General features: G+C 67.8%; 18 protein-coding genes. 5 read left to right on the top strand and 13 right to left on the bottom strand.

The features are described from left to right. Positions 1–1,590 (bottom strand): Hsp70 family protein (locus tag A5663_RS21475; RefSeq protein ID WP_156744599.1); only part of this gene is annotated, 1,590 nt, incomplete at its 3' end. Between the two features lie 225 nt (positions 1,591–1,815). Between A5663_RS21475 and A5663_RS21480 the strand changes: the two genes are divergently transcribed. From A5663_RS21480 to A5663_RS21495, 4 genes are all read left to right on the top strand, one after another. Continuing rightward, positions 1,816–2,352: an IniB N-terminal domain-containing protein gene (locus A5663_RS21480; protein ID WP_068153752.1), complete on the top strand. Its 537-nt coding sequence runs from the start codon at positions 1,816–1,818 to the stop codon at positions 2,350–2,352. A 317-nt stretch (positions 2,353–2,669) separates the two neighbouring features. Beyond that, positions 2,670–3,680 carry an IniB N-terminal domain-containing protein gene (locus A5663_RS21485; protein ID WP_068153753.1) on the top strand — a complete coding sequence of 337 codons (1,011 nt, stop codon included), beginning with the start codon at positions 2,670–2,672 and terminating at the stop codon, positions 3,678–3,680. Between the two features lie 106 nt (positions 3,681–3,786). Further along, positions 3,787–5,634: a dynamin-like GTPase family protein gene (locus tag A5663_RS21490; protein WP_068153754.1), complete on the top strand. Its 1,848-nt coding sequence runs from the start codon at positions 3,787–3,789 to the stop codon at positions 5,632–5,634. Positions 5,635–5,687: 53 nt separating this feature from the next. Next, positions 5,688–7,181, top strand: coding sequence for a dynamin-like GTPase family protein (locus A5663_RS21495; RefSeq protein WP_068153755.1), 1,494 nt, complete (start codon positions 5,688–5,690; stop codon positions 7,179–7,181). Here A5663_RS21495 and A5663_RS21500 read toward each other — a convergent pair. The 10 genes from A5663_RS21500 to A5663_RS21545 form a co-directional block, all read right to left on the bottom strand. Further along, positions 7,178–8,413 carry a glycosyltransferase gene (locus A5663_RS21500; protein WP_068153756.1) on the bottom strand — a complete coding sequence of 412 codons (1,236 nt, stop codon included), beginning with the start codon at positions 8,411–8,413 and terminating at the stop codon, positions 7,178–7,180. The two genes, A5663_RS21495 and A5663_RS21500, sit on opposite strands and share 4 nt — an antisense overlap. Positions 8,414–8,415: 2 nt before the next feature. Beyond that, on the bottom strand, positions 8,416–11,601 hold the full coding sequence (locus A5663_RS21505) for an adenylate/guanylate cyclase domain-containing protein (RefSeq protein ID WP_068153757.1): 3,186 nt from the start codon (positions 11,599–11,601) through the stop codon (positions 8,416–8,418). Between the two features lie 108 nt (positions 11,602–11,709). Next, entirely contained in the window at positions 11,710–12,189 is a 480-nt protein-coding gene (locus tag A5663_RS21510; RefSeq protein WP_068153758.1) for a hypothetical protein, read from the bottom strand. Positions 12,190–12,212: 23 nt separating this feature from the next. Then, positions 12,213–13,145 (bottom strand): LLM class F420-dependent oxidoreductase, encoded by a 933-nt coding sequence (locus tag A5663_RS21515; protein WP_068153782.1) that lies wholly within the window; start codon positions 13,143–13,145, stop codon positions 12,213–12,215. A 43-nt stretch (positions 13,146–13,188) separates the two neighbouring features. Beyond that, a complete protein-coding gene (locus tag A5663_RS21520; protein WP_068153759.1) occupies positions 13,189–13,812 on the bottom strand; it encodes a TIGR03085 family metal-binding protein in 624 nt (207 codons plus the stop codon). 26 nt (positions 13,813–13,838) lie between these two features. Beyond that, the gene (locus A5663_RS21525) at positions 13,839–14,288 is read right to left on the bottom strand and encodes a hemerythrin domain-containing protein (protein ID WP_231976865.1); all 450 of its coding nucleotides are present in this window, start codon (positions 14,286–14,288) and stop codon (positions 13,839–13,841) included. A gap of 206 nt (positions 14,289–14,494) precedes the next feature. Further along, positions 14,495–16,834 (bottom strand): arylsulfatase, encoded by a 2,340-nt coding sequence (locus A5663_RS21530; RefSeq protein ID WP_068153761.1) that lies wholly within the window; start codon positions 16,832–16,834, stop codon positions 14,495–14,497. A 56-nt stretch (positions 16,835–16,890) separates the two neighbouring features. After that, positions 16,891–17,487 carry a hypothetical protein gene (locus tag A5663_RS21535; protein ID WP_068153762.1) on the bottom strand — a complete coding sequence of 199 codons (597 nt, stop codon included), beginning with the start codon at positions 17,485–17,487 and terminating at the stop codon, positions 16,891–16,893. Positions 17,488–17,500: 13 nt separating this feature from the next. Continuing rightward, a complete protein-coding gene (locus tag A5663_RS21540) occupies positions 17,501–19,117 on the bottom strand; it encodes a long-chain fatty acid--CoA ligase (RefSeq protein WP_197503525.1) in 1,617 nt (538 codons plus the stop codon). Next, positions 19,114–20,595, bottom strand: a complete 1,482-nt coding sequence (locus tag A5663_RS21545; RefSeq protein ID WP_068153763.1) for a wax ester/triacylglycerol synthase family O-acyltransferase — start codon at positions 20,593–20,595, stop codon at positions 19,114–19,116. The genes A5663_RS21540 and A5663_RS21545 overlap by 4 nt, the downstream gene beginning before the upstream one ends. 115 nt (positions 20,596–20,710) lie before the next feature. Here A5663_RS21545 and A5663_RS21550 point away from each other — a divergent pair, with 115 nt between their 5' ends. Continuing rightward, positions 20,711–22,036, top strand: a complete 1,326-nt coding sequence (locus tag A5663_RS21550) for a CdaR family transcriptional regulator (RefSeq protein WP_068153764.1) — start codon at positions 20,711–20,713, stop codon at positions 22,034–22,036. On the opposite strand, the gene A5663_RS21555 is transcribed toward A5663_RS21550, so the two are convergent. Together A5663_RS21555 and A5663_RS21560 are read right to left on the bottom strand one after the other, a co-directional pair. Beyond that, the gene (locus A5663_RS21555) at positions 22,033–22,857 is read right to left on the bottom strand and encodes an SDR family oxidoreductase (RefSeq protein WP_231976866.1); all 825 of its coding nucleotides are present in this window, start codon (positions 22,855–22,857) and stop codon (positions 22,033–22,035) included. The genes A5663_RS21550 and A5663_RS21555 overlap by 4 nt on opposite strands. A gap of 99 nt (positions 22,858–22,956) precedes the next feature. After that, on the bottom strand, positions 22,957–23,826 hold the full coding sequence (locus tag A5663_RS21560; protein ID WP_197503527.1) for an alpha/beta hydrolase fold domain-containing protein: 870 nt from the start codon (positions 23,824–23,826) through the stop codon (positions 22,957–22,959). Between the last annotated feature and the right edge of the window lie 267 nt (positions 23,827–24,093).

The raw sequence follows: 24,093 nt of genomic DNA on the forward strand, positions 1-24,093 counted from the left end.
CGCGGCCGCCCTGTTGGCCGCCGGCGGCCTCGCCGTCACGCTGACGAGCACCAGCGGCGACACCGGCCCGGTGACCGAGACCGCGACGACGGTCGAAACGGGACCGTCCCCCGGACGAACGACTTCGGCTGCGCCGCAGACCATTACGGTCACCGGGCCGGTGTCGCCGCTGGTGCTCGTCAGCGTGACGGCGAGGCCGCCGGCGGCCAACAGGGCGGCCGCGGCCGCGGCGCCGAACAGCACCACGGGCCGTCGATACCACGGCAGCGGCGCGGGCTCGGGCTCGTACCGCTCTTCCTCGTGGGCGAATTCCATCGCGGGGCGAGCACCGGTAACGCCCGGCTCGAACGTGTAGTCCTCACCGGCGTAGGGCACCGGCTCGCCTGCCGGCGAGTCGTCTTGGGACCACGCCAGCGCCCGGAACGTCGCAGAACCCGCTCCGTCTGACGCTGACTCCGCGGCCGCCACTCCCGCCGCGCCGGCCGCCCACGCCGCGGCCGACATGCTCGTCGGCGCCATCCCGGTCGGGGCATCGGCCACCGCGGCCATACCGGTCGCAGCGTCGGCGGCGTCGGCGATCAGCGCAGCGCCCGCGGCGACGTTCAGTTGGGACTGCGGAGTGGTGATCACCGGCGCACGCAGGCGCGTCGACAGCTGCTGGGTGACCAGCGGGATGTTCGCACCGCCACCGACGGTAGCCACCGCCGACACGTTGCTCAGCGCAATGTTGTTGCGCTGCAAGGCCTCTTCGACCGCGTTGAGCACGCCGGCGAGGGGTCCCTCGATGAGGCGCTCCAGCTCCGTGCGCGTCACCCGTACATCCGAGTTGAAACCGGGCAGCTCCGCGTGCACCACGGCTGCGGTCTCGGCCGAGAGCCGCTCCTTGGCCTGCCGCGCCTCGTTGCGCAGCCGCGCCAGCGAGCTGACCGCTGCGGTGCCGGCAGGGTCGGCGTTGTTGGCCGCCGCGATGCCCGCGACGACGTGGTTGAGCAGTACCTGATCGACCTGGTCACCGGAGAAGTCGGCGTAGCGCACCGTCTCCCCGATCGAGGCGAAGTCGGCGCCGGCGTCGGCCAGCGTGATGCTGGTTCCGCTGCCGCCGAAATCGCACAGCACGACGACGCCGTCCGACGGCAGCCCCGGCGCGGCCTGCAGAGCGGCGAGCGCGGCGGCCGAATCGGCGACCAGCGCGGGTGCCACCCCTTCGGGAGCGAGGGCGGGAGCCGCGCGCAGTGCGCCCCGCAGGGCACCCACGGTGGCCGGCCCCCAGTGCGCGGGCACCGCGATCACGACGGGCGCGCCGCCGCCGACCGTGCGAGCCATCGCGTCGAGCGCCTCGACCAGCACCCGCTCCCCGCGGTGCGGCGAGCCGTCGGCCGCGACCAGCGGGACCGGGTCACCGACCCGTTCCACGAAGCCGCTCAGCACCGTTCCGGGCTGGTTCAGGTTGGGGTTCTCGCCGGGTATGCCGACCTCGGGCGCACGATCGTCGAAGACGGTGAGGATCGAACGGCGCATGACCGGTGGGCGGCCGACTCGGGCCGCCACCAAGTTGGTCGATCCGATCGACAACCCGAGTGAGTCGCTCATCTCCACCTTTACGTTTGGGTGCTCTGGGCCCGTCCATCACGATAGCGGCTGAGCCCGGTCGAACCTGGGAGCTGCCCCTAGTGCGGCGAAATCCCCTAACGGTCCGCCCCCTAACGGCTCGGCCTCGGAGCTGGGCTCCGCACCGATCGCCGAAGCAGGGGACCGCCGATAGCATCGGTTCTCAGACATCTAGTCACTTATCTGTTCGAGGGAGGAGGGCGTTTCATGGCCAACGAGTTGCTCGACTTCGTGATGTCGGTGGTTCGGGATCCCGATGTTGCGGCCCGCTTCGCCGCCGACCCTGATCAGGCTCTTCTCGACGCCCACCTGCCGGATGTGACCAGTGCCGATGTCCACGCCCTGATCCCGGTGGTGTCCGAGTCGCTGTCCTCGCTGCCGACCACGGTTCCGGCCCACGGGCTGGACGGCGGCATCGTCGAAGCGGCCGGCAACGTGTGGAGCAGCGGGGCGGCCACCGCCGCGTTCGACGCGTTCGGGGACCATCTGCCCGCCGACGCGTTCGACGACGTCCACACCGCTGTCATCGCTGACCCGGGCGCAGATGCGGGCCTGCATCCGGACGTACCGGAAACCGCCGGTGTCGCCGACGGCTCAGTGCACTTCGACCATCCCGTCATCGACCATCCGGTCATCGACGAGCCGGCCGTCCACGACGTGCCGACGATCGAAGACTTCAGCGACGGGGTGGCCCACCTGCACGAGCTGAACGTCGACGCCGGTGGCTTCGACATCTTCGACTGACGATCAGCGACGCCGGTGCGCGGTCCCTTCGCCGGGGCCGCGCATTTCTGCGTTTCGATTGTGCGTTCTCCGACACTGTCTCGGCGTGTCGCGTCGCCAGCCGCACAATTCGTGACGAAAGCGCGGTGCCCAGCCATTTCGCCGGCGGGGAGAACCCCGCGGGTCCCCCTAATCCCCTAATGAACCCCTCAGTCCCATCCCCGGGCGGGAGGCCGCAGGCAGGGGTTGCGACCCCGTTTCTGCTCCGTCCCGCCGCCCATACCGTGGTCATCAGTTCGCCGGACCACCCGGTGGCCAGCCTCTTGAAAGGACCGACAATGAACCTCATCGACTGGTTTCTGAACCTCTTCCGCGATCCCGTCTCCGCCGCGGCGTTCGTCGCCGACCCCGACCGCGAACTGCATCAGGCCGGTTTCGGCAACGTCTCGGCGGCACAGGTGCAGGCCGTCGCCGCCACTGTGGCGCCGGCTGCGGTGATGCACGGCGGCGGTGATCCCGTGCTCGGTTTGCAGCAGGCGGTTGCCCAGACGCACGGCATCGCGTTCGCTCCGCAGCGGCAGACCGATCTGTGGTCGAACAACGACACGCTCAGCCACAACGACACCCGGTTCATGAGCCCGGAGACCAACATGGTCAACCACGCCGGCCAGGACCAGCAGCAGGGCGTCGGCAACTTCGACCTGGACTTCGGTGACATCACCCTCGGCAACAAGACCACCAACACCGCCACCGACGGCGGGGTCGTCAACACCGGCACCGCGGGCCACATCGACGCCACCTCCGTCGAAGGTGACGGCAATGTGGTCGGCGACGGCAACCGCAACGTCAACACCGGTGACATCGACCACTCCAACGTCAACATGGGCGAGCACAACCGCCTCGACGACAGCGGCGACCAGACAGCAGGCGGCAACGTCGTCTCCGGCAACCACGGCCCGGTCATCAACGACGTCGACATGAGCGGCGGCAACGGTGGCGGGGCGGCCGGTGGCCACGGCGGCGGCGGCCTGATCGGGCTGGGCAACGACGGCGGCAACGCCGCCGGCGGGGCCGGTGGCTCCGGAGGGGGCATCGTGATCAACGACAGCGACACGACCACCAGCCACGTCGATGGCAACCAGACCACCGTCGGCGGCATCGACGGCGGCGTGTCCGGCGGGATCTCGGGCGGGGCGAGCATCGAGGACGACCATTCGATCGACCACTCGGTGCACAACTCGGTCGACAACTCGGTGCAGGACCACTCGGTGGACAACTCCGGTCAGGTGCACACCGACATCGACGCGCACACCGACGTCCACACCGACGTCGACGCCGGCCTGTTCTGAGTAAGAGCGCAGCGCACAACTGGCGGGGATCAATCGGCGATCCCCGCCAGTTGGCACGTTTACCGTTGACTCAGCGGCCGACCCGCCGCTCAGACATGAGGACTCCATGACGCAACCCACCGACCCCCGCAAGGTGATCGTCGAGCTGATCGACCACACCAGCAAGATCGCCGATGCCAACGATCGCGGCGATCTGGTCGAGCGGTTGGCCCGGGCCAAGACCCGCATCGCCGACCCGCAGATCCGGGTCGTGGTCGCCGGCCAGCTCAAGCAGGGCAAGAGCCAGTTGCTGAACTCTCTGCTCAGTGTCCCGGTCGCGCGGGTCGGCGACGACGAGACGACGGTGCTGGCGACGGTGGTGACCTACGGCGAGACGGCGAGCGCGAAGCTGATCGTCGCGCGGGGCGAGGGCGAGGAGCCCGAAGCCGTCGAGGTCCCGATGGCCGACATCAAGACCGATCTGCGCCGGGCGCCGCAGGCGCGCGGGCGAGAGGTGATCCGCGTCGAGGTCACCGCGGCCGGCCCGTTGCTCAAGAACGGCCTGGCGTTCGTCGACACCCCCGGTGTCGGCGGTCATGGCCAGCCGCATCTTTCGGCGACCCTGGGGCTGCTGCCTGACGCCGACGCGATATTGATGTGCAGCGACACCAGCCAGGAGTTCACCGAACCCGAGATGACGTTCATGCGTCAGGCTTTCGAGATCTGCCCTGTCGCAACGGTCGTCGCGACCAAGACCGACCTCTATCCGCACTGGCGCCAGATCGTGGAGGCGAACAAGGCTCACCTGCAGCGTGCCGGCTTGGCCGTTCCGGTGATCCCGGCGTCGTCACTGCTGCGCAGTCATGCGATCCAGCTCAACGACAAGGAACTCAACGAGGAGTCGAACTTCCCCGCGATCGTGAGGTTCCTCACCGAGCAGGTGCTCGGGCGCCAGAAGGACCGGATCCGCGATCACGTCGTCAACGAAATCTACGCTGCGGCAGAGCATCTCACGCTCAAGGTCAAAGCGGAGCTGTTGGCGCTCGACGACCCCGACGCCCGCGACCGGCTCAGGGCAGATCTGGAGCGGCGCAAGCAGGAGGCCCAGGACGCGCTGCAGCAGACGGCGCTGTGGCAACAGGTGCTCAACGACGGGATCGCCGATCTGACCGCCGATGTCGACCACGACCTGCGCGGACGGTTCCGGTTGATCAGCCAGCACATCGAGAAGGTCATCGACACGTGCGACCCCACCCAGCACTGGGCCGAGATCGGCGCCGAGCTCGAGAACGCCGTCGCCACGGCGGTCGGCGACAACTTCGTGTGGGCATACCAGCGAGCTGAGGTGCTGGCCGCCGAAGTCGGCCGCACGTTCGTCGAGGCCGGTCTCGATGCGGTCAGCATGCCGCAGCTGGACCCCAGCCACATGGGCGCCAACCTGGGGGAGATGAAGTCGCTGGCGCGGTTGGAGGCGAAGCCGGTCGGCAAGGGCCGCAAGCTGACCATGGGCATGCAGGGCTCCTACGGCGGCGTGCTGATGTTCGGCATGATGACCTCGTTCGCGGGCCTGGGCATGTTCAACCCGATCTCGCTGGGCGCCGGTCTGTTGATGGGCCGCACCGCGTACCGCGAGAACATGGACAACCGGATGCTGCGGGTGCGTAACGAGGCCAAGGCGAACACCCGCCGGTTCATCGACGACACTCAGTTCGCAGTCGGCAAGGAATCACGCGACCGGCTCAAGGCGATCCAGCGCCAGTTGCGCGACCACTACCGCGGCATCGCGAACCAGACGACCAGGTCGCTCAACGAGTCGCTGCAAGCGACGGTGGCGGCGGCGCAGGTCGAGGAGGCCGAACGCAACAACCGGATCAAGGAACTGCAGCGTCAACTCAACATCCTCAACCAGGTCACCGAGCACGCGGTGAAGCTGATGCCCACCGACTCCGCTCGCGAACCCGTGGCGACGACTTAGCAGCATCGGTATCTAAGCTGGACTCCCGGGCGGGAGGAGAGCCGAGGAGCGCGATGAGCACGAGCGATCAGGTGCGCGCGATCCTGGGCGGAACGATTCAGGCCTACCGGGCCGACCCTGCGTACCGTCAGCGGCCCGACGTGCACAACGAGTTGGAACGCATCGGCGGCCGGCTCAACCAGCCCATCCGCATCGCGCTGGCGGGCACCCTCAAGGCCGGTAAGTCGACACTGGTGAATGCCCTTGTGGGGGAGGACATTGCGCCGACCGACGCCACGGAGGCCACCCGGATCGTGACGTGGTTCCGGCACGGGCCCACGCCGAAGGTGACGGCGAATCACCGTGGCGGCAGGCGGTCCAATGTGCCGATCGGGCGTGATCCGGCCGCGGGCGGGCTGACCTTCGACTTCGCCGCCCTCGACGCCGAGGACGTCCTCGACCTCGACGTCGAGTGGCCGGCCGCCGAACTGATCGACACCACGATCATCGACACCCCCGGCACGTCGTCGCTGAACCGCGACGTGTCCGAACGCACGCTGCGCCTGCTCGTACCCGACGACGGGGTGCCGCGTGTCGATGCCGTGGTCTTCCTGTTGCGCACGCTCAACGCCGCGGATATCGCGCTGCTCAAGCAGATCGGCGAGTTGGTGGGCGGCTCGACCGGCGCACTGGGTGTCATCGGGGTCGCGTCGCGCGCGGACGAGATCGGGGCCGGACGGATCGACGCGATGCTCTCGGCCAAGGACGTCGCGACCCGGTTCACCGCGGAGATGGAACGGACCGGCACCTGTCAGGCGGTGGTGCCGGTGTCAGGCCTGCTCGCGTTGACGGCGCGGACTTTGCGGCAGAGCGAATTCGTCGCGCTGGAGAAACTCGCCGCGGTCGACGCGGCCGAGCTGACGAAGACGATGTTGTCGGCGGACCGCTTTGTGCGAGAGGACAGCTCGCTGCCGGTGGACGCCGCGACGCGGGCTGCGCTGCTGGACCGGTTCGGCATGTTCGGCATCCGGATTTCGATCGCGGTGCTGCGCGCCGGGGTCGGTGATTCGGTCGCGTTGGCCGACGAGTTGTTGGAGCGCAGCGGCCTGGTGGCGTTGCGCGACGTGATCGACCAGCAGTTCGCGCAGCGCTCGGATCTGCTGAAGGCGCACACCGCGCTGGTGTCGCTGCGGCAGTTCGTGCAGCACAATCCGATCTATGCGACGCCCTACATCCTGGCCGACATCGACCCGTTGCTGGCCGACACCCACGCGTTCGAGGAGCTTCGGCTGCTGAGCCAGTTACGTTCACGGCCAACGACTTTGAACGAGGACGAGATGGCGTCGCTGCGCCGGATCATCGGTGGGTCAGGCACCGACGCGGCCAGCCGGCTGGGTCTGCAACCGGACAATCCGTACGACGGCCCACGCGCTGCGTTCGCGGCCGCGCAGCGCTGGCGCAGGCGCGCCGACCACCCGTTGAACGACCCGTTCACAGCGCGGGCGTGCCGGGCGGCGGTGCGCAGTGCCGAGGCGCTCGTCGCCGCCTACGCGGCGCGCGGAGCCTAGCGACGCCCAGCCAGCACCCGCTGTTCGAAGAGGTCCGCGCCCCGGGCGGTGCCGCCCGTGGCGGCGAATCCCGCTGCGACGCGCCGCGCGCCCTCCGTCATGGTCTGTGCCTCTTGCACTTTCGCGTGCAGCCGCGGTACCGAGAGTTTCTTCGCGGGCAGTCGGGTGCCGCATCGCGCCACCTCGACGCGGCGCGCGACCTCGAACTGGTCCCGTCCGAACGGCACGACGCACACGGGTACGCCGTGCCACAGCGCCTTCTGGGTCGCGCCCATGCCGCCGTGGGTGATCGCGCACACCGCACGGGCGAGGACGGCTCCGTGCGGCACCACCTCGCAGACCGTGGCGTTGGCTGCCGTCGGTAACGCCGTCGGCGGGCCGGCCGGGACAGTCGCGACCACGTGTACGGGTTCATCGGCCAAGGCGGCCACCGCTGTCGAGACGAGTTTCGCGTCGGCCTGTGGTTCGGAAGACGTGGTCACCAGGACAATCGGCCGGTCGATTCGGGCCAACCAATCGGGGGTGGTGTCACCACCGGGATCCAGTGCGCAGGGCCCGATCATGTGGACGGCGTCGCCCCAGTCGGTCTGCTCGTACTGGAACGGCTTGCCGGTGGCCACCATCATGAGGGGGGCCCGCCGTAGGTACTCGTCGGCGGTCGGGACCGCGGCCAGGCCTACACCGGCACGAATGTCGTTGACGGACGGCAGCATTGCCCGTTCGATCGATCTCGTGACCACAGCGTCGATCGCCGCGTCGCGCGCTCGGCCGAGCACTCCCCGCATCGGTTTGAGGCCCAGTCCGAACGGCGGCACGCCGGGCGACCGCATCGGCGGCGTGTAGGGCGAGAAGCACGCCCAGGGAAGGTCACCGGCCTCGGCGGCCGACCTCGCACCCCAGCAGTTCACATCGATCAGCAGCGCATCGGGTGCAACGTCCGCGATGGCTGCTGTGAGGTCGGTGACTTCGTATCCGGCGCGCCGGCCGAAAGCGGCGACACCGATCTTCAAGGCCCGACGCGGGTCGGTCGTGTTCCCGTCGCCGAGCGGAATGGCTTCTATGCGTGGGTCGATCGCTGCGGCGTCGAAGCCCATGCCCGCCGCCATCTCGACCGCGCTGGACAGCGTGCGCAGATGGATGGTGTGGCCGCGGCGCGACAACTCCGCCAGCAGTGCGCTGATCGGCAACATGTGACCCAGTGCGGGCGAGGTGTAGGCCAGTATCGTCGCCATGTTCAGACCGTGCGCGCTTGCGCGACCGACTCGTCGAAAAGCATGCGTGCTTCGGCCAATCTTCCTCGCGCATCCAGCGTTTCGCACAGGTCGAGATACCTGCCGACCAGTTCAGCGTAGGCAGCCGGCCGGTTCTCGGCTCTGGCCAGCAGCGCGCCACACTTCAGCCACCACAGTTCGAGTGCTGGTATGCCGGGACTGCGTTCGGGCCACTGATCGAGTATTCGACCTGCCTCCATCAGGTCGTCATCTGTCCCTCGCTCGACCAGAAGATCCACCAGAGCCTCTGTCGGGACGACGCCGAACACCAGCGAGCCCCCGGTGCTTGTCGACTGCAGTGCCCGGAGCTCGTCGATGGCCCGGTCTCTTGCTCCATGCTGTGCGGCGTCCACCGCAAGATCGCTGATGATCGTGGTCAATCCGACGACGCCCACCCGGTGTCTCAGGATGTTCGTCCGCGCGCTCCTCAACAAATCGACTGCTTCGTCGCGGTGCTCGCGGCCGTCCCGCAGCAAGACGGTGCCGCAGGCCCACTGTGCGATGACGATTCCGCAGATGTCGCCGAACGCCTCTGCGCGGCTGAGGGCATCGCGGATGTCGCCGACCAGATCGGTTGTTTCACACAAGCCGAGGGTCAGCAGCACCGCCCAGTAGATCTGCACCGACGCATAGTTGACCGCCGGCAGCGAGCGCGCATCACGAGTTCCCGCAACGAGATTGCGCCGGCCGACCGCGGGGTAGCCCAGGCATGTCTCGACAACCCCGCGAAGCGCCACCGCGGGCGCCATCTCTACCGTCGACACATCCGGTTGGTCGATGATCGCGCGGACGGTTCGCAGAGCTGCCTCGAACTCGCAGTTGGCGAATCGGACATAAGCCACTGCGTTCAGAATTATCCCCCTGGTGTCGGCGTCGACCTCGAGGCTGGCAGCAAGAGCATCAAGTTGCGGCAACATCGCCGCGGCATCGGAGATTCGAAAGCCGTTGATGCTCAATGAGAAGATGCGGCCGGCTGTGCCCAGGGCGAGTGACTTGAGGTCCTCGGCCGCTGTCGCGAGGTCACGGAACTCTTCGAATTGTTCGTCAGTATTCGACGAGTCACCGGTGTAGAGCAGGGTGGACATCAACATGGCGCGCGGTGCGACGCGCATGTCGATGACGCCGGCACGATCGTCGCTGAGTTCGTCGGCGATGCGGCGGGCGCTTTCCCATTCCACGCGGGCGGCGCGCAGATCCAGCTGGCGGAGCCAATCAGCTGCCCGCATGCGCCAGCGGTATGCGTCCGGCAGGTCACCGGCCGCTTCGAGGTGCGCGGCGATCAGCGCCGCGTTCTCGTCGGTGGCACTCGGATCGTGGGTTTCGATGGCGGTGGCCAGGCGGCGATGCGCCCGAGACCGGGTGCTGCTCAGCTGTGAGTCGTAGGCCACCGTGCGTACCAGCGGATGATGGAAGCAATAGCGTTGTCGCGGCGCGAATTCCGTTTGATCGATCAGCTCGGCGGAGACCAGTTCGACCAAGCCTTGTGGCGGCACTTCGGGACGCAGCACCTTGAGGGTGTCGACATCGAACTGCGTTCCGATCACAGCCGCCGAATTCAGGATGGCCTTCGCCTCGGCCGACAGCCGATCGATGCGAGCCGCGAGCACCGCCTGAACCGTTGGGGGAACGGTTATCTCGCCGATACTCGCAGCCAGCCGGTAGTTGCCGCGGCTTCCGGCGAGTACGCCGCGACCGGCGAGGTCACGCACTATCTCCTCGATGAACAACGGATAGCCGGCCGCGGCGTCGGCGATCCGCTCGGCAACACCGTCAAGGGAGGAGCCGGTACCGAGAATCTGGCCGATCAGCTCGAGCTGCGTTGAACTGGTCAGTGGTTCCAGCGCCAGGACGTAGTGCGCATCGTGGTGCAGAGCCCCGTGGAACTCGGGACGATAGGTTGTCACGAACATCGACGTGGTCTGGGTGAGCGTGGCGGCGAAATCGGCGAGGACGGCGTCGCTCGGCTCGTCGATCCAGTGAGCGTCGTCGAGGACGAACACGATTCTCCTCGGATGCGCCCGCACGACCCGGGTCATCACATCGACCAGGCGTCGCCGCCGGCCGTCGACGCCGATCTGCACGGGAGGTGCGCTCGGATCGGCAATTCCCATGACGTCGAACAGGATCTGCGCATCCGCCGAGTCCGGTTCGAGGTCAGAGGCGGCCAATGTCTTCGTGCGCGCATCGGCATCGGTCTGCTCGTCGACCTCGAACATGGCCCGCAGCAGGCGCGTGACGGCGCGAAACGCGAGCGTCGTGGTATGCGCATCGCACCGGGCGGTCACCACATCGGCGCCTCTGCCGGCCGCCACCGTGCTGAACTCACGAATCAGTCGGCTCTTGCCCAGACCCGGGGCTCCGACAATCCCGACCAGCGCCGTGCGACGGCTCTCGAAGAGATTCTGCAGCCGGTTCAACTCGGCGGCGCGGCCCAGCATCACTCCGTCGTTGCGGCCCAGGATGATTCGGTCTGATCGGACGGCGAGAAGCTCCCGGGCAGGCACCGGGGTGTCACTGCCCTTGATCGCGATATCGCGGACCGGACCGAGTCGTGCGGTGTCTGCGACCAGCTGAGCTGTCGACATCGAGCACAACACCGCGCCCGGCGCAGCGGCCGCCTCCATTCGTTGGGCCATGCCCACGGGATGACCGATCGCGGTGTATCTGCCGGGGCCGGAGCCGATCTCGCCGGCGATGACCTCGCCGGAGTTCAAGCCGACACGCAGCTGCAGCGCGACCCCGTCGCGGCTGAGCACTTCGCCGGCGAGTTCTCGGGTGGCCGATTGGATCTCCAGCGCGGCGATGCACGCACGCAGTGCGTGGTCTTCGAGAGCCCGCGGTGCGCCGAACAGGGCCATCAAGCCGTCGCCGGTGAACTTGTCGACGGTGCCCTGGTAGCGCTGCACCACCGCGCCGGCGCGGTTGAGCAGGTCGTTCATGAGCTCTCGCAGTCGCTCCGCGTCCAGTCGTGCCGCGAGTTTCATCGAGCCGACCACGTCGGCGAACAACACCGTTACGTTCTTGCGTTCACCGTCGTCCCGCGGACGGGAAACCGGGGCACCGCAGGCGTCACAGAAGCGCGCACCATCCCGCAGGCCGTGGCCGCACGGCCCACACAGGTTCGCGATGTCACTGGATGGAACGGCCATCCCCCGGTATCTCCCGCGCCGTCAATTACCACTTCCGATGATCGCAAATCGCGCGGCGAAGCGGCCGATAACCGGCAAGCCGGGGGTCCGGCGGTGGGCAACCGCCCCTCAGGCGCCCGGCGGCGCCGGCGGGGCCGTCACGGTTTCGGTGATCGTCTCGGTGCTCGTGCTGATGCTCGTAGTGGGGCTGGTGGTCGTGGTTGTCGTCGTGGTGGTGGTCGTGGTGGTCGGCGCCGTCGTAGTGGTTGTCGTCGTCGTCGTCGGTTCCGTCGTCGTCGTGACCGCGGTGGTCTCAGTGACCTCCGTCGTCGTCGTGGTGGTGCTGACCGATCGGGAGGTGGTGGTCAGTGGCGTCAGCGTGGTGGGCCGGGTCGAGTCGCCGCCGCCGGTGATCAGGCTGGCCAGCAGCCACACGATCAAGGCGATCAGTAGCGCGCCCAGCGCGCCGAGCGCCACGAGCGCGGCCGGCTTGCGGTACCACGGGACCGGTTCCTCGGGCGGCGGGTAGCCGCCGTCGCCGTAGTCGATGTAGGCCGTGGGTTCGTTGTCGGGGTAGTTCGGGTCCTCTGGAGGTCCGTATCGCGCCACGGGAATTGATAGTAGGCGCTCGCTCAGCGGATCTGCGGGATGACCTCGCCGGCGAAGAACTCCAGGTGGGCGAGGTCGGACATGTCCAGCACCTGCAGGTAGACGCGCTGTACACCGGCGTCGACGAACGGGCCGAGCTTGTCGGCGATCTCGGCGGGCGTGCCGACCGTCGGGGAGTTGCTGCGCAGCTCGTCCACCTCGCGGCCGATCGCGGCGGCCCGGCGGGCGATCTCGTCGTCGTCGCGCCCCGCGCACAGGACGAACGCCGCGGAATAGGTCATCGAGTCGGCGGACCGCCCAGCTGCCGATACCGCTGCGGCGACGCGCTCGAACTGCGTCTTCGCCGTTTCCAGCGGCACGAACGGCACGTTGAACTCGGCGGCGAACTGCGCGGCCAGCGCCGGCGTCCGCTTCGCGCCCTGTCCGCCGATGATGATCGGCGGGTGCGGCGACTGGACCGGCTTCGGCAGCGCCGGGGAGTCGACGACTGTGTAGTGCGCACCGGAGTGGTCGAACGTCTGGCCCTGCGGCGTCGTCCACAGGCCGGTGATGATCTCCAACTGCTCGGTGAGCCGGTCGAATCGTTCGCGTAGCGGCGGAAAGGGAATCGCGTACGCCTGGTGTTCGGCCTCGAACCAACCCGCACCGATACCGAATTCCACGCGGCCACCGCTCATCTCGTCGACCTGTGCGACCGAGATGGCCAGCGGCCCGGGATGACGGAACGTCGCCGAGGTGACCATGGTCCCGAGCCGGATCGTCGGCGTCTCGCGGGCGATTCCGGCCAGCGTGACCCAGGAGTCGGTCGGACCGGGAAGGCCGTCACCGCTCATCGCCAAGTAGTGGTCGGACCGGAAAAACGCGGAGTAGCCGAGGTCTTCGGCGGCGCGGGCGACGGCAAGTTGGTCGGCGTAAGTCGCGCCCTGCTGAGGTTCGACGAAAACCCGGAAATCCAGCGGTGAGCTCACGGCCGCCAGCTTAGGACGCGGCGGGTCGACGTCACAGCCCGCGACGGTTGGCCCGGACCGCGGCCACGGTCCCGGCGTCGCCGTCGAACTCGAGTCGAACGGCGTCGCGGCCGGAGATGAACAGCAGCAGTTCGGACGGTTCACCGGTGATGGTCAGCGCGGGACCCTTTCCGACCGTGGCGATCACCTTGCCCTGCGGTGTCTGCAGCGTCATCCGCGCGGGCGCCTTGGCCAACGTCATCCTGGCCATGAGCGGCAGCGTCCGGGTGAGCGCCCCGACTGTCGCGTCATCGAGTGGCCTTGGCTCCCAATCGGATTGGGCGCGGCGGACATCTTCGTGGTGGATGAACATCTCGCCCATGTTGGCCACCGGGTCGAGAAGTTTGAACGGCGAGTAGACGGGCGGTCCTGCTGCCACCTTGTCGAGCAGGTCGTTCCATTCCGTGCTCGAGGCGGTCTGCCGCTGCACCTTGTCGGTGTATCCGGCCAGGGCGGGAATCATGATGCCGGGGGCGGCGTCGAGCCTCCGCTCACGGACCACCAGGTGTGCGGCGAGGTCGCGGGTGGTCCAGTCGCCGCAGAGGGTCGGCGCATCCGGTCCGACGCTGCGCATGGTTTCGACGAGCGCGGCGCGCTCCCGTTGTGCTGCGGTCATCGGTCCACCTTAGGGACGAGCGGGTGTCAGACGCTCCACTTGACCATCTCCCGGCCGGGGTGGGCGTCGTGCCAGGCCTCGATCGCGGCATCCCATTCGTCGCCGTCCAGAGAGGTCAGCGCCGCCGGGAAGATGCCGTCCTCCTCTTTTCTGGTGTGCTCCCACAGTTCTTCCACCGCGTCGCGAATCGTGGCCTGATCTTCGGGGCGGGTCAGGTCCACGGTGGCGAGCAGCTCGTCGAGTTCGCGGTGTTCGCGGATGAGCGGGGCGATGTGCTCGGCGAACATCTCCTCGCGTGCCATCACCGTGAACAGGCCGTTCTCTTCACCTCGCCAATGCCGTCGGAGCTCGGCGGCCATCTCGGCGAGCAGCCGTCGCGCGGACTCGAGGTCGCCGCGGTCGATCGCCCGGACCGCGTCGGCGCCGAGGTTGAGCACATGCGCGTGCTCGGCGATGTAGTCGCGGATGAGCGGCATATCCCGGCAACCGCAGTACTGGCACATCGATACCGACGCTACTCGGCAAGCAGATGCTCACGCCATGTCGACAACCGGCATCATTGCGTGCTGCGCGGTACGGCGACGATGTGTCTTGGCCGGAACGGGTGGCTGGCCGACCTTGACCACGGTGTGGACCTAGCTAACTAAGCAAGCCGTTCTCTTCACCGACCGCACTGCAGCTGTCAGGTGTAGGCGACGTGGACGCGATGGATGAGCCCCTCGAACGGGAACGGAGCGCGATCGCGATAGTCCAGCGATACCGGCGAGCCGAGGCAGGTACCGATGTCGAGGCAGTCATTGGCGGTGAACAACAGCGGCGCACTGACCGGAACCTGCCCGAACGCCACGGTGTTCCCGTCGACCGCCAGCGTGATATCGAGCGGTCCGGCGGGGCGCTGCTCGGCATACCGCGTCTGCACGGTGATCGTGGTGCGTCCCGGCCGAAGCTTCTCGGAGGATCGGATCTTGGTGCGCGAGAGGATGAACAAGTTGTACTCGTAGCACAAGTGGCCTCCGTCGAGGTAGCACGTCAGCCCGCCGGCGGCCGCTCCAAGGGCGTACAGCACGCCGTTGGCGTTGGCGGGAATGTCGGCATCGATGGCGACGACGTTGTTCTTGTTGCCCAACGACGGTGCGCAGAATTCGGGCATGCGCACCGTGTCCCCGGAAAACTCCCACTCCCGGTAGGGCGGGGCGATCCGCAACTCGGGGTGATACACCGGCACCCACAAACCACCGCCGATCGGCAGCACCGAATTCCGGGCCGCTTCGATGGCGAACACCTCCCGCATCTCGGTGAGCTTGTCGGGGTGCTGGGCCGCGAGATCGTTTGCCTGCGACCAGTCTTCGTCGAGGTGATACAGCTCCCAGGTGTCGTCGTCGGGGGTCCAGGTGGCGATGCCCTCGGGCTGTCCGGGAACCCACGGCAGCCGCGGCCCGCGCGCGCACGCCATCCACCCGTCGTGGTAGATGGCGCGGCTGCCCATGATCTCGAAGTACTGCGTCTTCTTTCCGCCCGGCGCGGACCGGTCGGTGAGCGTGTGCGCGAAACTCGCTCCGGCGAGCGGGATCTGCGGCTCGCCGTGGACGACCCGCGGTGGCTGGACACCGACGATGTCGTAGATGGTGGGAACGACGTCATTGCAGTGCACGAACACGTCGCGCGGTGCGGGGTCGGGCGTGATCTTGGTCGGCCATTTGACCGCCATCGGGTTGCGGGTGCCGCCGAGGTGGGAGGCAAGCAGCTTCATGCCCTTGTAGGGCGTACTACCCGCCCACGCCCACGCGGCGTGGTACTGGTTGTCGACCAGTGCAGAGCCCAGCACATCCAACCCGCCCAGCTCGTCGAGGGCGTCGATGTGTTGGCGCACGGTGGTGGGAATGCCGTTCTGCGCCAACAGTTCGGCGATCGTGCCGTTCTGCCCCTCGCCCGAGGAGCCGTTGTCGCCCCAGATGTAGAAGAACAGCGTGTTCTCGCCATACCCGAGGCGGTCGAGTTCGTCGGAGATTCTGCCGACTTGTACGTCGACGTGCTCGGCGTAGCCGGCGGCCACCTCCATGAGACGACGCTGAAAGGGCTTCTCGTCGTCAGGGATGCTGTCCCAGGAGGCCAACGAATCATCGCGCTCGGTGAGCTGACAGTCGGGCGGGATCCAGCCGTTCTCCTTGGCGCGGGCGAACACGCGCTCCCGGTACGCGTCCCAGCCGTCGTCGAACCTGCCGGCGTACTTGTCGGCCCATTCCTTCATGATGTGGTGCGGGCCGTGCAGACAGCCGCTGGCCCAATACATGAAGAACGGTTTGTCGGCGTTGAACGCCTTGTGCCTGCGCAACCACGCGATGGCGTCGTCGGCCAGGTCCTCCGACAGGTGATACCCCTCTTCCGGTGTCCGAGGCGGGGCGACGACGGTGGTGTTGCGCACCAGATGCGGCTCGTACTGCGAGGCCTCGCCGGCCAGGAACCCGTAGAAGTACTCGAAACCCAAACCGGTCGGCCAGTTCTCGAACGGCCCGGCGGCCGTCGTCTCCTCGGCGGGGGTGTTGTGCCACTTCCCGAACGCCGAGGTGGCATACCCATACTGTTTGAGCACCTCCGCGACCGTGGCACTGGAGCGCGGGATCTTGCCCGCATACCCGTCCCAGTCGTTTGCCAGCTCGGCGATCTGGCCGTTGCCGATCTCGTGGTGGTTACGCCCGGTCAGCAACGACGCCCGGGTGGGCGAACACATCGCGGTGGTGTGGAACCTGTTGTAAGACAATCCTTCCGCGCAGACGCGATCCATGGTGTCGGTGCGGACCTCGCCGCCGAACGTCGTCGGCAGGCCCGGCCCGGCGTCGTCGATCAGCACGATGACGATGTTGGGAGCATCGTCGTGCAGGCGACGTGGCACCACCCGCTGGGTGTAGGTGGATTCGCCCAGTGTGCGGCCCGCGACACTGGCCGACGGGACGGCCGCGAACGGCAGCACCTCGCCGCCCGGCAGTTTCGGAGCCACCGCGTCGTTGCCTACGCCGTCGGCCATTGCCGTCCTTTCGCCGGTTTCGCTGACGTTGTCACTTTAGACAGTCATCGTGGCGCTCACCCGAGGAACGGATTGTGCTCCGGCAGTGGCTTGATCAGGGGATCGAGCAGCCTCGCGGACTGTTCGACGGTGAGAACATCGGTGGGCTCGAGCTCGATGACTTCCCGCGCCGATTCGTCGTACTCCCAGACGTCTTCGCCGACCAGCAGGCCCCGCTCATAGGGCCAGATCATGTGCTCGGCGGTTTTCACAAGATAGGTGGCGTCGGGGTCCACCGGTAGGCCCTCGGCAATCAGAACCCGCCCCGGCGTCTGCTGGTAGATCAACGACGTCGAAACGATCATTTCGTCGCTGATCGCCAACCTCTCGTCATCGGCGTAGAAGACGCACTGCGCTGTGCCGCTCCATTCACGGTAGAGCGCCTTGACCGCCTCGGTGCCTTCGACGGTGACGCTCTTGCCGAGCATGTTGAAGTGGTACACCGGCTTTTCCACCGTCATGTCCGGAGCGAAGATCTCTTCGTAGCGCCCGGCCATTTCCAGGTAACGATGCCGGTTGTAAGCGTGCAGCAGGTACAGATGACGCGGGTTGTCCGTGGTCTCGATCAGGCGCTCCACGGCGCGGTTGGTCTGGGTGATGTCGAAGCGGCTCATGTTCGGGTTCCTTTCAGGGCGTGGTGAACAGGTTTCGCAGTTCGGATTTCTTGAACTTGCCGGTGGCGGTGCACGGAATCGCCGCCACGAACTCGAAGCGGTCCGGCAACTGCCACTTGGCAAACTCGTGGGCCAGATGTGTGCGTAGCTCGTCGGTAGTGACCTGGCCGCTTTCATGTAGCACCACGACGGCCAGAGGGCGCTCGCCCCAGCGGTCGTCGGGTACGGCGATCACGGCGGCCTGCGCAACGGCGTGATGCGACATGAGCTGGTTCTCCAGGTCGACCGAGGAGATCCACTCACCGCCGGACTTGACGAGATCCTTTGAGCGGTCGCAGATCCGGATACAGCCGTGCGGATCGATGCGCACCACATCGCCGGTCCTGAACCAGCCGTCGGCGGTGAAACTGTCGGCACCTCGGCCGCCGTGGTAGCCCGTCGCCACCCAGGGGCCACGCACCTCGAGTTCACCCATGGCCGCGTCGTCCCACGCGATGACTTCACCGGTGTCGTCACGGGCCCGGATGTCGAAGAACGGGCTCGCGGCGCCTTGGCGGCTGCGGTAGCCGTACTGCTCGTCGCGCTCGCCCTCATCGAGGCGTGTGGTCAGGCGGCAGACCGCGCCCAAGGGTGCGGTCTCGGTCATTCCCCACGCCTGGATGACGGTGAGGCCGTGGCGGTCGAACCCTTCGAACATCGACCGCGGCACGGCGGCGCCGCCGACAATCAGCCGGTCGAGCTCCGATAAGTTCCACTTGCCCGGTTCGGCATCGAGCGCCGCGAGCATCCCCATCCACACGGTCGGCACACCCGCCGTCATGGTGACCCGCTCATCGGCGCACAGGTCGAGCACGCTTGTCGCGTCGAGACGGGGTCCCGGCAGAACCAGGCGGGCGCCGGCCAGCGCCGCGGCGTACGGCAGGCCCCAGGCGTTGGCGTGAAACATCGGCACGATGGGAAGGACCGTGTCCCTCGCCGATACCGCAAGCTGGTCCGGCAGCGCCGCAACGAGCGAGTGCAGGGCGAGCGCCCGGTGCGAGTACACGACACCTTTCGGCCGGCCGGTGGTGCCAGACGTGTAACACATGGCCGCCGCGCGATTTTCGTCCAACGAGGGCCACTCGACGGGCTCGGCGCCCGCCAGCAGGGCCTCGTAGTCCAACGTTCCGGCAGGGGCCTCGCCGGTGCGCGTGACGACGATGACGTGCGGGAACTCGCGACCGGCACGGAAGCTTTCGAACACGTCCAGCAGCGACTCGTCGACGACGATCACGTTGTCGTCGGCGTCGTCGACGATGTAGGCGAGCTCCTCCGGGCACAGCCGGGGGTTGAGCGTGTGGATGACGGCGCCCATAGCTGGAACGGCGAAGTACAACTCCAGGTGTTCGCTCTGGTTCCACAACAGCGTGGCCACCGGGTCCCCTTCGCGCACACCGAGTTCCGCAAACGCGCCGGCCAGGCGCCGGGCTCGGTCAGCGCACGCGCCGAAGGTGGTGCGCGAGATCGCCCCTGACGGGCGCCGGGAGACGACGTCCCGATCGGCGTGGAACCGCTCGGCGCGTTCGACGATGCGGGTCAGGGTGAGTCCGTAGTCGTCCATGCTGTTGCTGCTCAACATGTTTGCGGTCATGACGCCGCCCTCCCCGCGGCGTCACGCAGCTCGTCCAGGCCTGCCCGCAGGGCGTCGAGGATCTGCCACGGGTCGTCGACGAGCTCGCGGTCGACGACGATCCCGAACTCCAGCGAGTCCTGGTAGCTCATCACGGTGATGTTGATGCCGATCCCGTCCAGCACGCCGGAGACCGGGAACTGCGCGCGTTGACGGGCACCACCCAGATACAACGGGGTCGACGGACCCGGGACGTTCGAAATCATCACGTTGGCCGGCTGATTCAGGCCGCGCACGCCTGCCAACCGGGACGTGGCACGGGCCGCCTGTGCGAACAGGGCCGGTGGAATGAAGTGGTTCGCGTCCTGCAGCAACGACGCCGGCAACGCGCGGTGTCGCTCCTTGGCATCGCTCATCGCGTCGTTGATGCGGCGCAAGCGCTCGACGGGATCGGCCTCGTCGGTCGGGAGCTCGGTGATCATCACCGAGACCCGATTGCCGAAGGTGCCCTTCTGTTCCGGTGTGCGCACGGACATCGGAATGAAACTGGCGAGCGGTCGGTCCGGCAGCTCTGCCCGTTCACCCAGCCAGGACCGCAGCCCGGCGGTGCAGATCGCCAGCACGACGTCGTTGACTGTGCAGCCGAGCGTGTTCTTGATGGCCTTGACCTCGGCCAGCGGCAGCGAGGCGAAGGCGACGCGGCGGTGGGGCGAGACGCGGGCCTGGAATCGGGTCCGCGGCGCCGTGACGTCGCGGACCCGCAGGCTCGCTCCGTTGGTGTCGGCGCCCACGGCTCGCTTGACCAGCCGGCCGCTGCGCGCGATGGCCTTCACGCCGGGCAGATGTCGAATCGTCGGGACGTCGTCGAGATGCGGCAATGCCGTCGGCCCCGCACGCAGGACCCGTAGCGGCTGACGCATCAGGCCGACCAGGCCGCGGCCGAGCATCTCCACTTCGGACGGAAAGCTCTCCGCGACGACTGCGGGCGCCGGTTCCCGCTCGCGCCCGGTCGTGTCATCGAGCAGGATGCTCATCACCTCGGCGCCGGAGACGCCGTCGACCGCGGCGTGATGCATTTTCGTCAGTACCGCGACTGCGCCATCTTTGAGGCCGTCGTCGAGTCCGTGGATCACGTACACCTCCCACAGCGGCCGCGCCCGGTCGAGCTGGCGGCCGATGATGCGCGCCACCTGTTCGGCGAGCTGGCGCGTGTCGCCGGGCGAGGGCAGCGCCAGCTCGCGGACGTGGTACTCGATGTCGAAGGTGCCGTCGTCGACCCAGTACGGGTAGTCAAGGGCGAACGGGACTTTCGCCAGCCGCCAGCGAAAGGTGGGCAGCAGATGCAGTCGTTCACTGATCACGTCCCGAACCAGGGATGCATCCAGGGGTCGACCGGCTGCGGTGTGGGAGTCGTAGATCCCGAGCACGCTGACGTGGCCCTGGACGCGGTCGTTCTCCATGGCCAGGAACTGGGCGTCGAGGCTGGTCAGTTGTCGCATGTGACGATGGTCCGTCTCGCAGCCGAGCTTTCTCTTGTCTGCGAGCGCCAACGTTGTGGCCGGTCGTTGTGGAATTTGCGCACCGCGGCAGGGACGCGGCGATACCGTGCAACCCATGGAGCCGGCCTGGACGGGCGTGCGCGGCGATGACGAGCGGCACGTGTGGTCGGCGGTGCTGTGTCCGGCAGCCGCTGAACTGGCGGAGCGAGCCGGTGAGATCTCGTGCGCGGTGAATGACTACACCAGCGAGCGGTTGCCCGAGTTGCTCGCCAGCGCGGAGGCGCTCGAGGTGAACCGCGCGAGCACCGAAGCCAGCATTCGCGACTTCGCCCAGGTGCTGCAGGCCGGGGCCGATCCTGCCGAGGCGGTGCGGCTGACCCCGCCGACTCTCGCCTATGCCCGAGACGGCGCGCAGCACGGCGTACCGCTGACCACGTTGATGCGCAGTTATCGGCTCGCACACGCCGCGACATCGCGCCACTTCAACGCGATCCTGGAGACACACGCGCGCAATGCCGAGCAGCGCAACTCGGCAGCCGAGTTGGGCTCGGCGTGGATGTTCGCCTACGTCGACGCCGCGCTGTGTCGCGTCGAGGAGGTGTACACCGCCGAGCGTGACCGTTGGCTGCGCACCGCCGCAGCGAGCCAGGCCGAGACCATCGACACCATCCTGGCCGGACGGCCGATCGACAGTGAGGTGGCGAGCAGGCGGCTCCGCCAGGACGTTCGCCGTGTGCACGTCGCCGCGATCGCCTGGCTCGAATCCCACGAAGAAGGGCGCAACACCCAGGCCCTCCTGGAAGCCGCCGTCCGCGACATCGGCGCCGTGATCGGCGATCAGAAACCCGTCGTGCACAGTCTCGGCATCCTGTCGGTCGCGGCCTGGCTCGGCTCTCACAGCGACGTCCCGTCAAAAGTCTTGGATGAGTTGCGATTTCGGACTGCCACGGCACCCGGCGTGCGAGTCGCCGTCGGCGAACCCGCGCGCGGTATCGCGGGCTTTCGGGCCAGCCATCTCGAGGCGCTCGAAGCCCGGCGAATCGCCCAGCTGACCAAGCGCCCCGTGGGCAGCGTCACCCGCTACCACAACATCTCGCTGCGCGCCCTCGCCAGTGTCGACATCCAGCAGGCCGTGGTTTTCGTGCGACGCGAGTTGGGCCGCTTGGGGTCGACGGATGGAACCACCCGCCGGCTGGCGGCCACGCTGCGCACCTATCTCGACGAGAACTGCAGTCGCGGACGAACCGCCAAGCGGCTCCACGTCCACGAAAACACCGTCGCCTACCGGATTCGCCAGGCCGAGGAGCTGCTGGGGCGATCGTTGGACAAGCGCACCCTCGAACTGCGCGCCGCCTTGGCACTGGCCGAACTAATCGCCGAGCCGCCCGACTCCGCGGCAGCGGTTCTCACCGACGCCGGTTCGCTGCGGCCGGCCAACTAGCGGTCAGCTCGAACCGGCTCGACGCGGCCAAGCATTGCGTCGCGAACGCGTCCCACTCCGGCCAACCGGGCGAGTTCGCCTATCCGGACCGGGGCGACGGCGCCGACCGCGACGAGGAGGCGCACACTGGCCGACGCGACCGTCGTCTCCGGTTTGTCCTGCTCGATCGCCCGGACCACCGCCCGCGCGACATCCTGCGGCGAACTCGTACTGAACCCACGCGGCAGGGCCACCCCGGTGTCCGCCAGCATCCCGGCATCGCGGATGGGTCCGGGAAAGATCGTGGAGACACCGACGCGTGTGCCGTACAGTTCCTGTCGTAGGGCGAGGCCGAGCCCGCGCAGCCCCCACTTGGTGGCGGTGTACACGGTGCCGTTTCCCGGTGTCGCAATCAGGCCCGCTCCCGATGAGATGAACACGATGTGCCCTTGACCACGCTGCATCATCGGGGCCAGCGCCGCGCGCGCGAGAGCCGCCGGAGCCAGCAGGTTGATGCGGATCGCTTCCTCGATCTCGATGTCGCTCAACATCGCGAGATCGTGTGGGATGCCGACGCCGGCATTGGCGACGAGCAAATCCACCGGCCCCGCGCGGTCCATCACATCGCGCACCTCGTCAAGGTTGGTGAGGTCCGCGGTGAACCCTCGCGTGGTCGGTCCGAGTTCGTCGACCAATCGCTTGAGCTCCAAGTCGCGCCGACCCGTGACCGTCAGCTCGCATCCGCGCGACGCCAGCTCGCGTGCGATGGCCTGACCGAGCCCTCCCGTCGCGCCGGTGACCAGAGCGCGTCGACCATTCAGTTGCATCCGAGATCTAGGCATGAGAAGACGCTAGGGCGGCATCGCGGCGGATTGCTCGTACTAATGCGCCAACATGTTCGTCGTCCGTTGTTTCGCAGCGACAACGGTCCGCCGTTGCGCTCACGCCAAGTGCCGGACGAGGTGGGCGCCAATGAGTTTCATCGCCGCGTGGGCGGTCGCGGTTTGCGACTTGGTGAATCCATGGTCCGTGGCCGCGAAGCGGTGGTGGGTGGTCGCGACACCGCTGCGAGCCAATTGTGCTGCGAGATCGTCGCCTTCGGGGCCAAGGGTGTCGAGCTCTCCGGTCATGATCAGCGTAGGCGGCAAGGCGTCCGGCAGTCCGGCGTCGAACACAGGGGACGCCAGCGGCTGGTGGCGGAGGCTCGGGTCGACGACGTAGGCATCGATGGCGAGGCGCTGGATCAGCGGTGAGATCCGTGGGCGCTTCTTAGCGGACGTCCGATCGGTGCGGGAGAGGTCGACGACTGGGAAGGCCAACACCGCTGCGCGCAGGGCGAATTCGCCGCCAGAGTGTGCCTGCTGGCATACGTTGAGCGCCAGCTTCGCCCCCGCGCTTGCGCCGGACACCGATATTCGAGAGACATCCCACCCGCGTGCGTAAGCCTCGGCGCGCAGCCAGCGCGCGACATCGAAGCATTGGTGTTCGGCCACCGGATATCGAGATTGGGGCGCCGTCGCGTAGTCAGCCAGCACGACCACCGCGCCGACCTCCGAGGCGATGAATTGCGCGATGTACTCCTCCTGCCGCGGATTGCGCACGATGAATGCGCCGCCATGCAAATGCAAGTGGACTGGAGGGCCGTCTGGGCTGGCCTTGGCAAGGGGCGCGTCTGGATGCGGTCGGTAGACCAGGCACCGGACGGTTCCGTGACGCGTCGGCACGTCGACAGTCGCCGGAGCTGCGACCTGGCGGGTGGCGAAGTGGAAGTTGCGCTGGGTGCGGATGAGCGGCAGCAGGCGCTGCGCCAACTGGGCGGCGAGCCATGTGCCGGCTCGGCGCCTCGGGGCTACGGGCATCGTCCTCTTCGTCTTTCGCTGCGGCAGTCGGTTCGTCATCACGGCACTGATTGTCTGACCAGAAGTTAGCTACCGCTCAGCGCACTCGCTCGTCGCGACTGGACGAAACTCCGGGGGGTTCTTGTGGCGCGAACACAACAGGCGCCCCGGCAAGCTGCGTCCAACCCCTCCAGAGCCGCGCAACTCCATAGGTCGCGGGAACAAAACGGGTACCGACCC

Source organism: Mycobacterium sp. E740 (assembly GCF_001672895.1).
GTDB lineage: Bacteria > Actinomycetota > Actinomycetes > Mycobacteriales > Mycobacteriaceae > Mycobacterium.

Coding starts and splice junctions, on each gene's coding strand:
- A5663_RS21480 (WP_068153752.1), top strand. CDS start 1,816: ATGGCCAACGAGTTGCTCGACTTCGTGATGTCGGTGGTTCGGGATCCC.
- A5663_RS21485 (WP_068153753.1), top strand. CDS start 2,670: ATGAACCTCATCGACTGGTTTCTGAACCTCTTCCGCGATCCCGTCTCC.
- A5663_RS21490 (WP_068153754.1), top strand. CDS start 3,787: ATGACGCAACCCACCGACCCCCGCAAGGTGATCGTCGAGCTGATCGAC.
- A5663_RS21495 (WP_068153755.1), top strand. CDS start 5,688: ATGAGCACGAGCGATCAGGTGCGCGCGATCCTGGGCGGAACGATTCAG.
- A5663_RS21500 (WP_068153756.1), bottom strand. CDS start 8,413: ATGGCGACGATACTGGCCTACACCTCGCCCGCACTGGGTCACATGTTG.
- A5663_RS21505 (WP_068153757.1), bottom strand. CDS start 11,601: ATGGCCGTTCCATCCAGTGACATCGCGAACCTGTGTGGGCCGTGCGGC.
- A5663_RS21520 (WP_068153759.1), bottom strand. CDS start 13,812: ATGACCGCAGCACAACGGGAGCGCGCCGCGCTCGTCGAAACCATGCGC.
- A5663_RS21525 (WP_231976865.1), bottom strand. CDS start 14,288: ATGCCGCTCATCCGCGACTACATCGCCGAGCACGCGCATGTGCTCAAC.
- A5663_RS21530 (WP_068153761.1), bottom strand. CDS start 16,834: ATGGCCGACGGCGTAGGCAACGACGCGGTGGCTCCGAAACTGCCGGGC.
- A5663_RS21535 (WP_068153762.1), bottom strand. CDS start 17,487: ATGAGCCGCTTCGACATCACCCAGACCAACCGCGCCGTGGAGCGCCTG.
- A5663_RS21540 (WP_197503525.1), bottom strand. CDS start 19,117: ATGACCGCAAACATGTTGAGCAGCAACAGCATGGACGACTACGGACTC.
- A5663_RS21545 (WP_068153763.1), bottom strand. CDS start 20,595: ATGCGACAACTGACCAGCCTCGACGCCCAGTTCCTGGCCATGGAGAAC.
- A5663_RS21550 (WP_068153764.1), top strand. CDS start 20,711: ATGGAGCCGGCCTGGACGGGCGTGCGCGGCGATGACGAGCGGCACGTG.
- A5663_RS21555 (WP_231976866.1), bottom strand. CDS start 22,857: ATGCCTAGATCTCGGATGCAACTGAATGGTCGACGCGCTCTGGTCACC.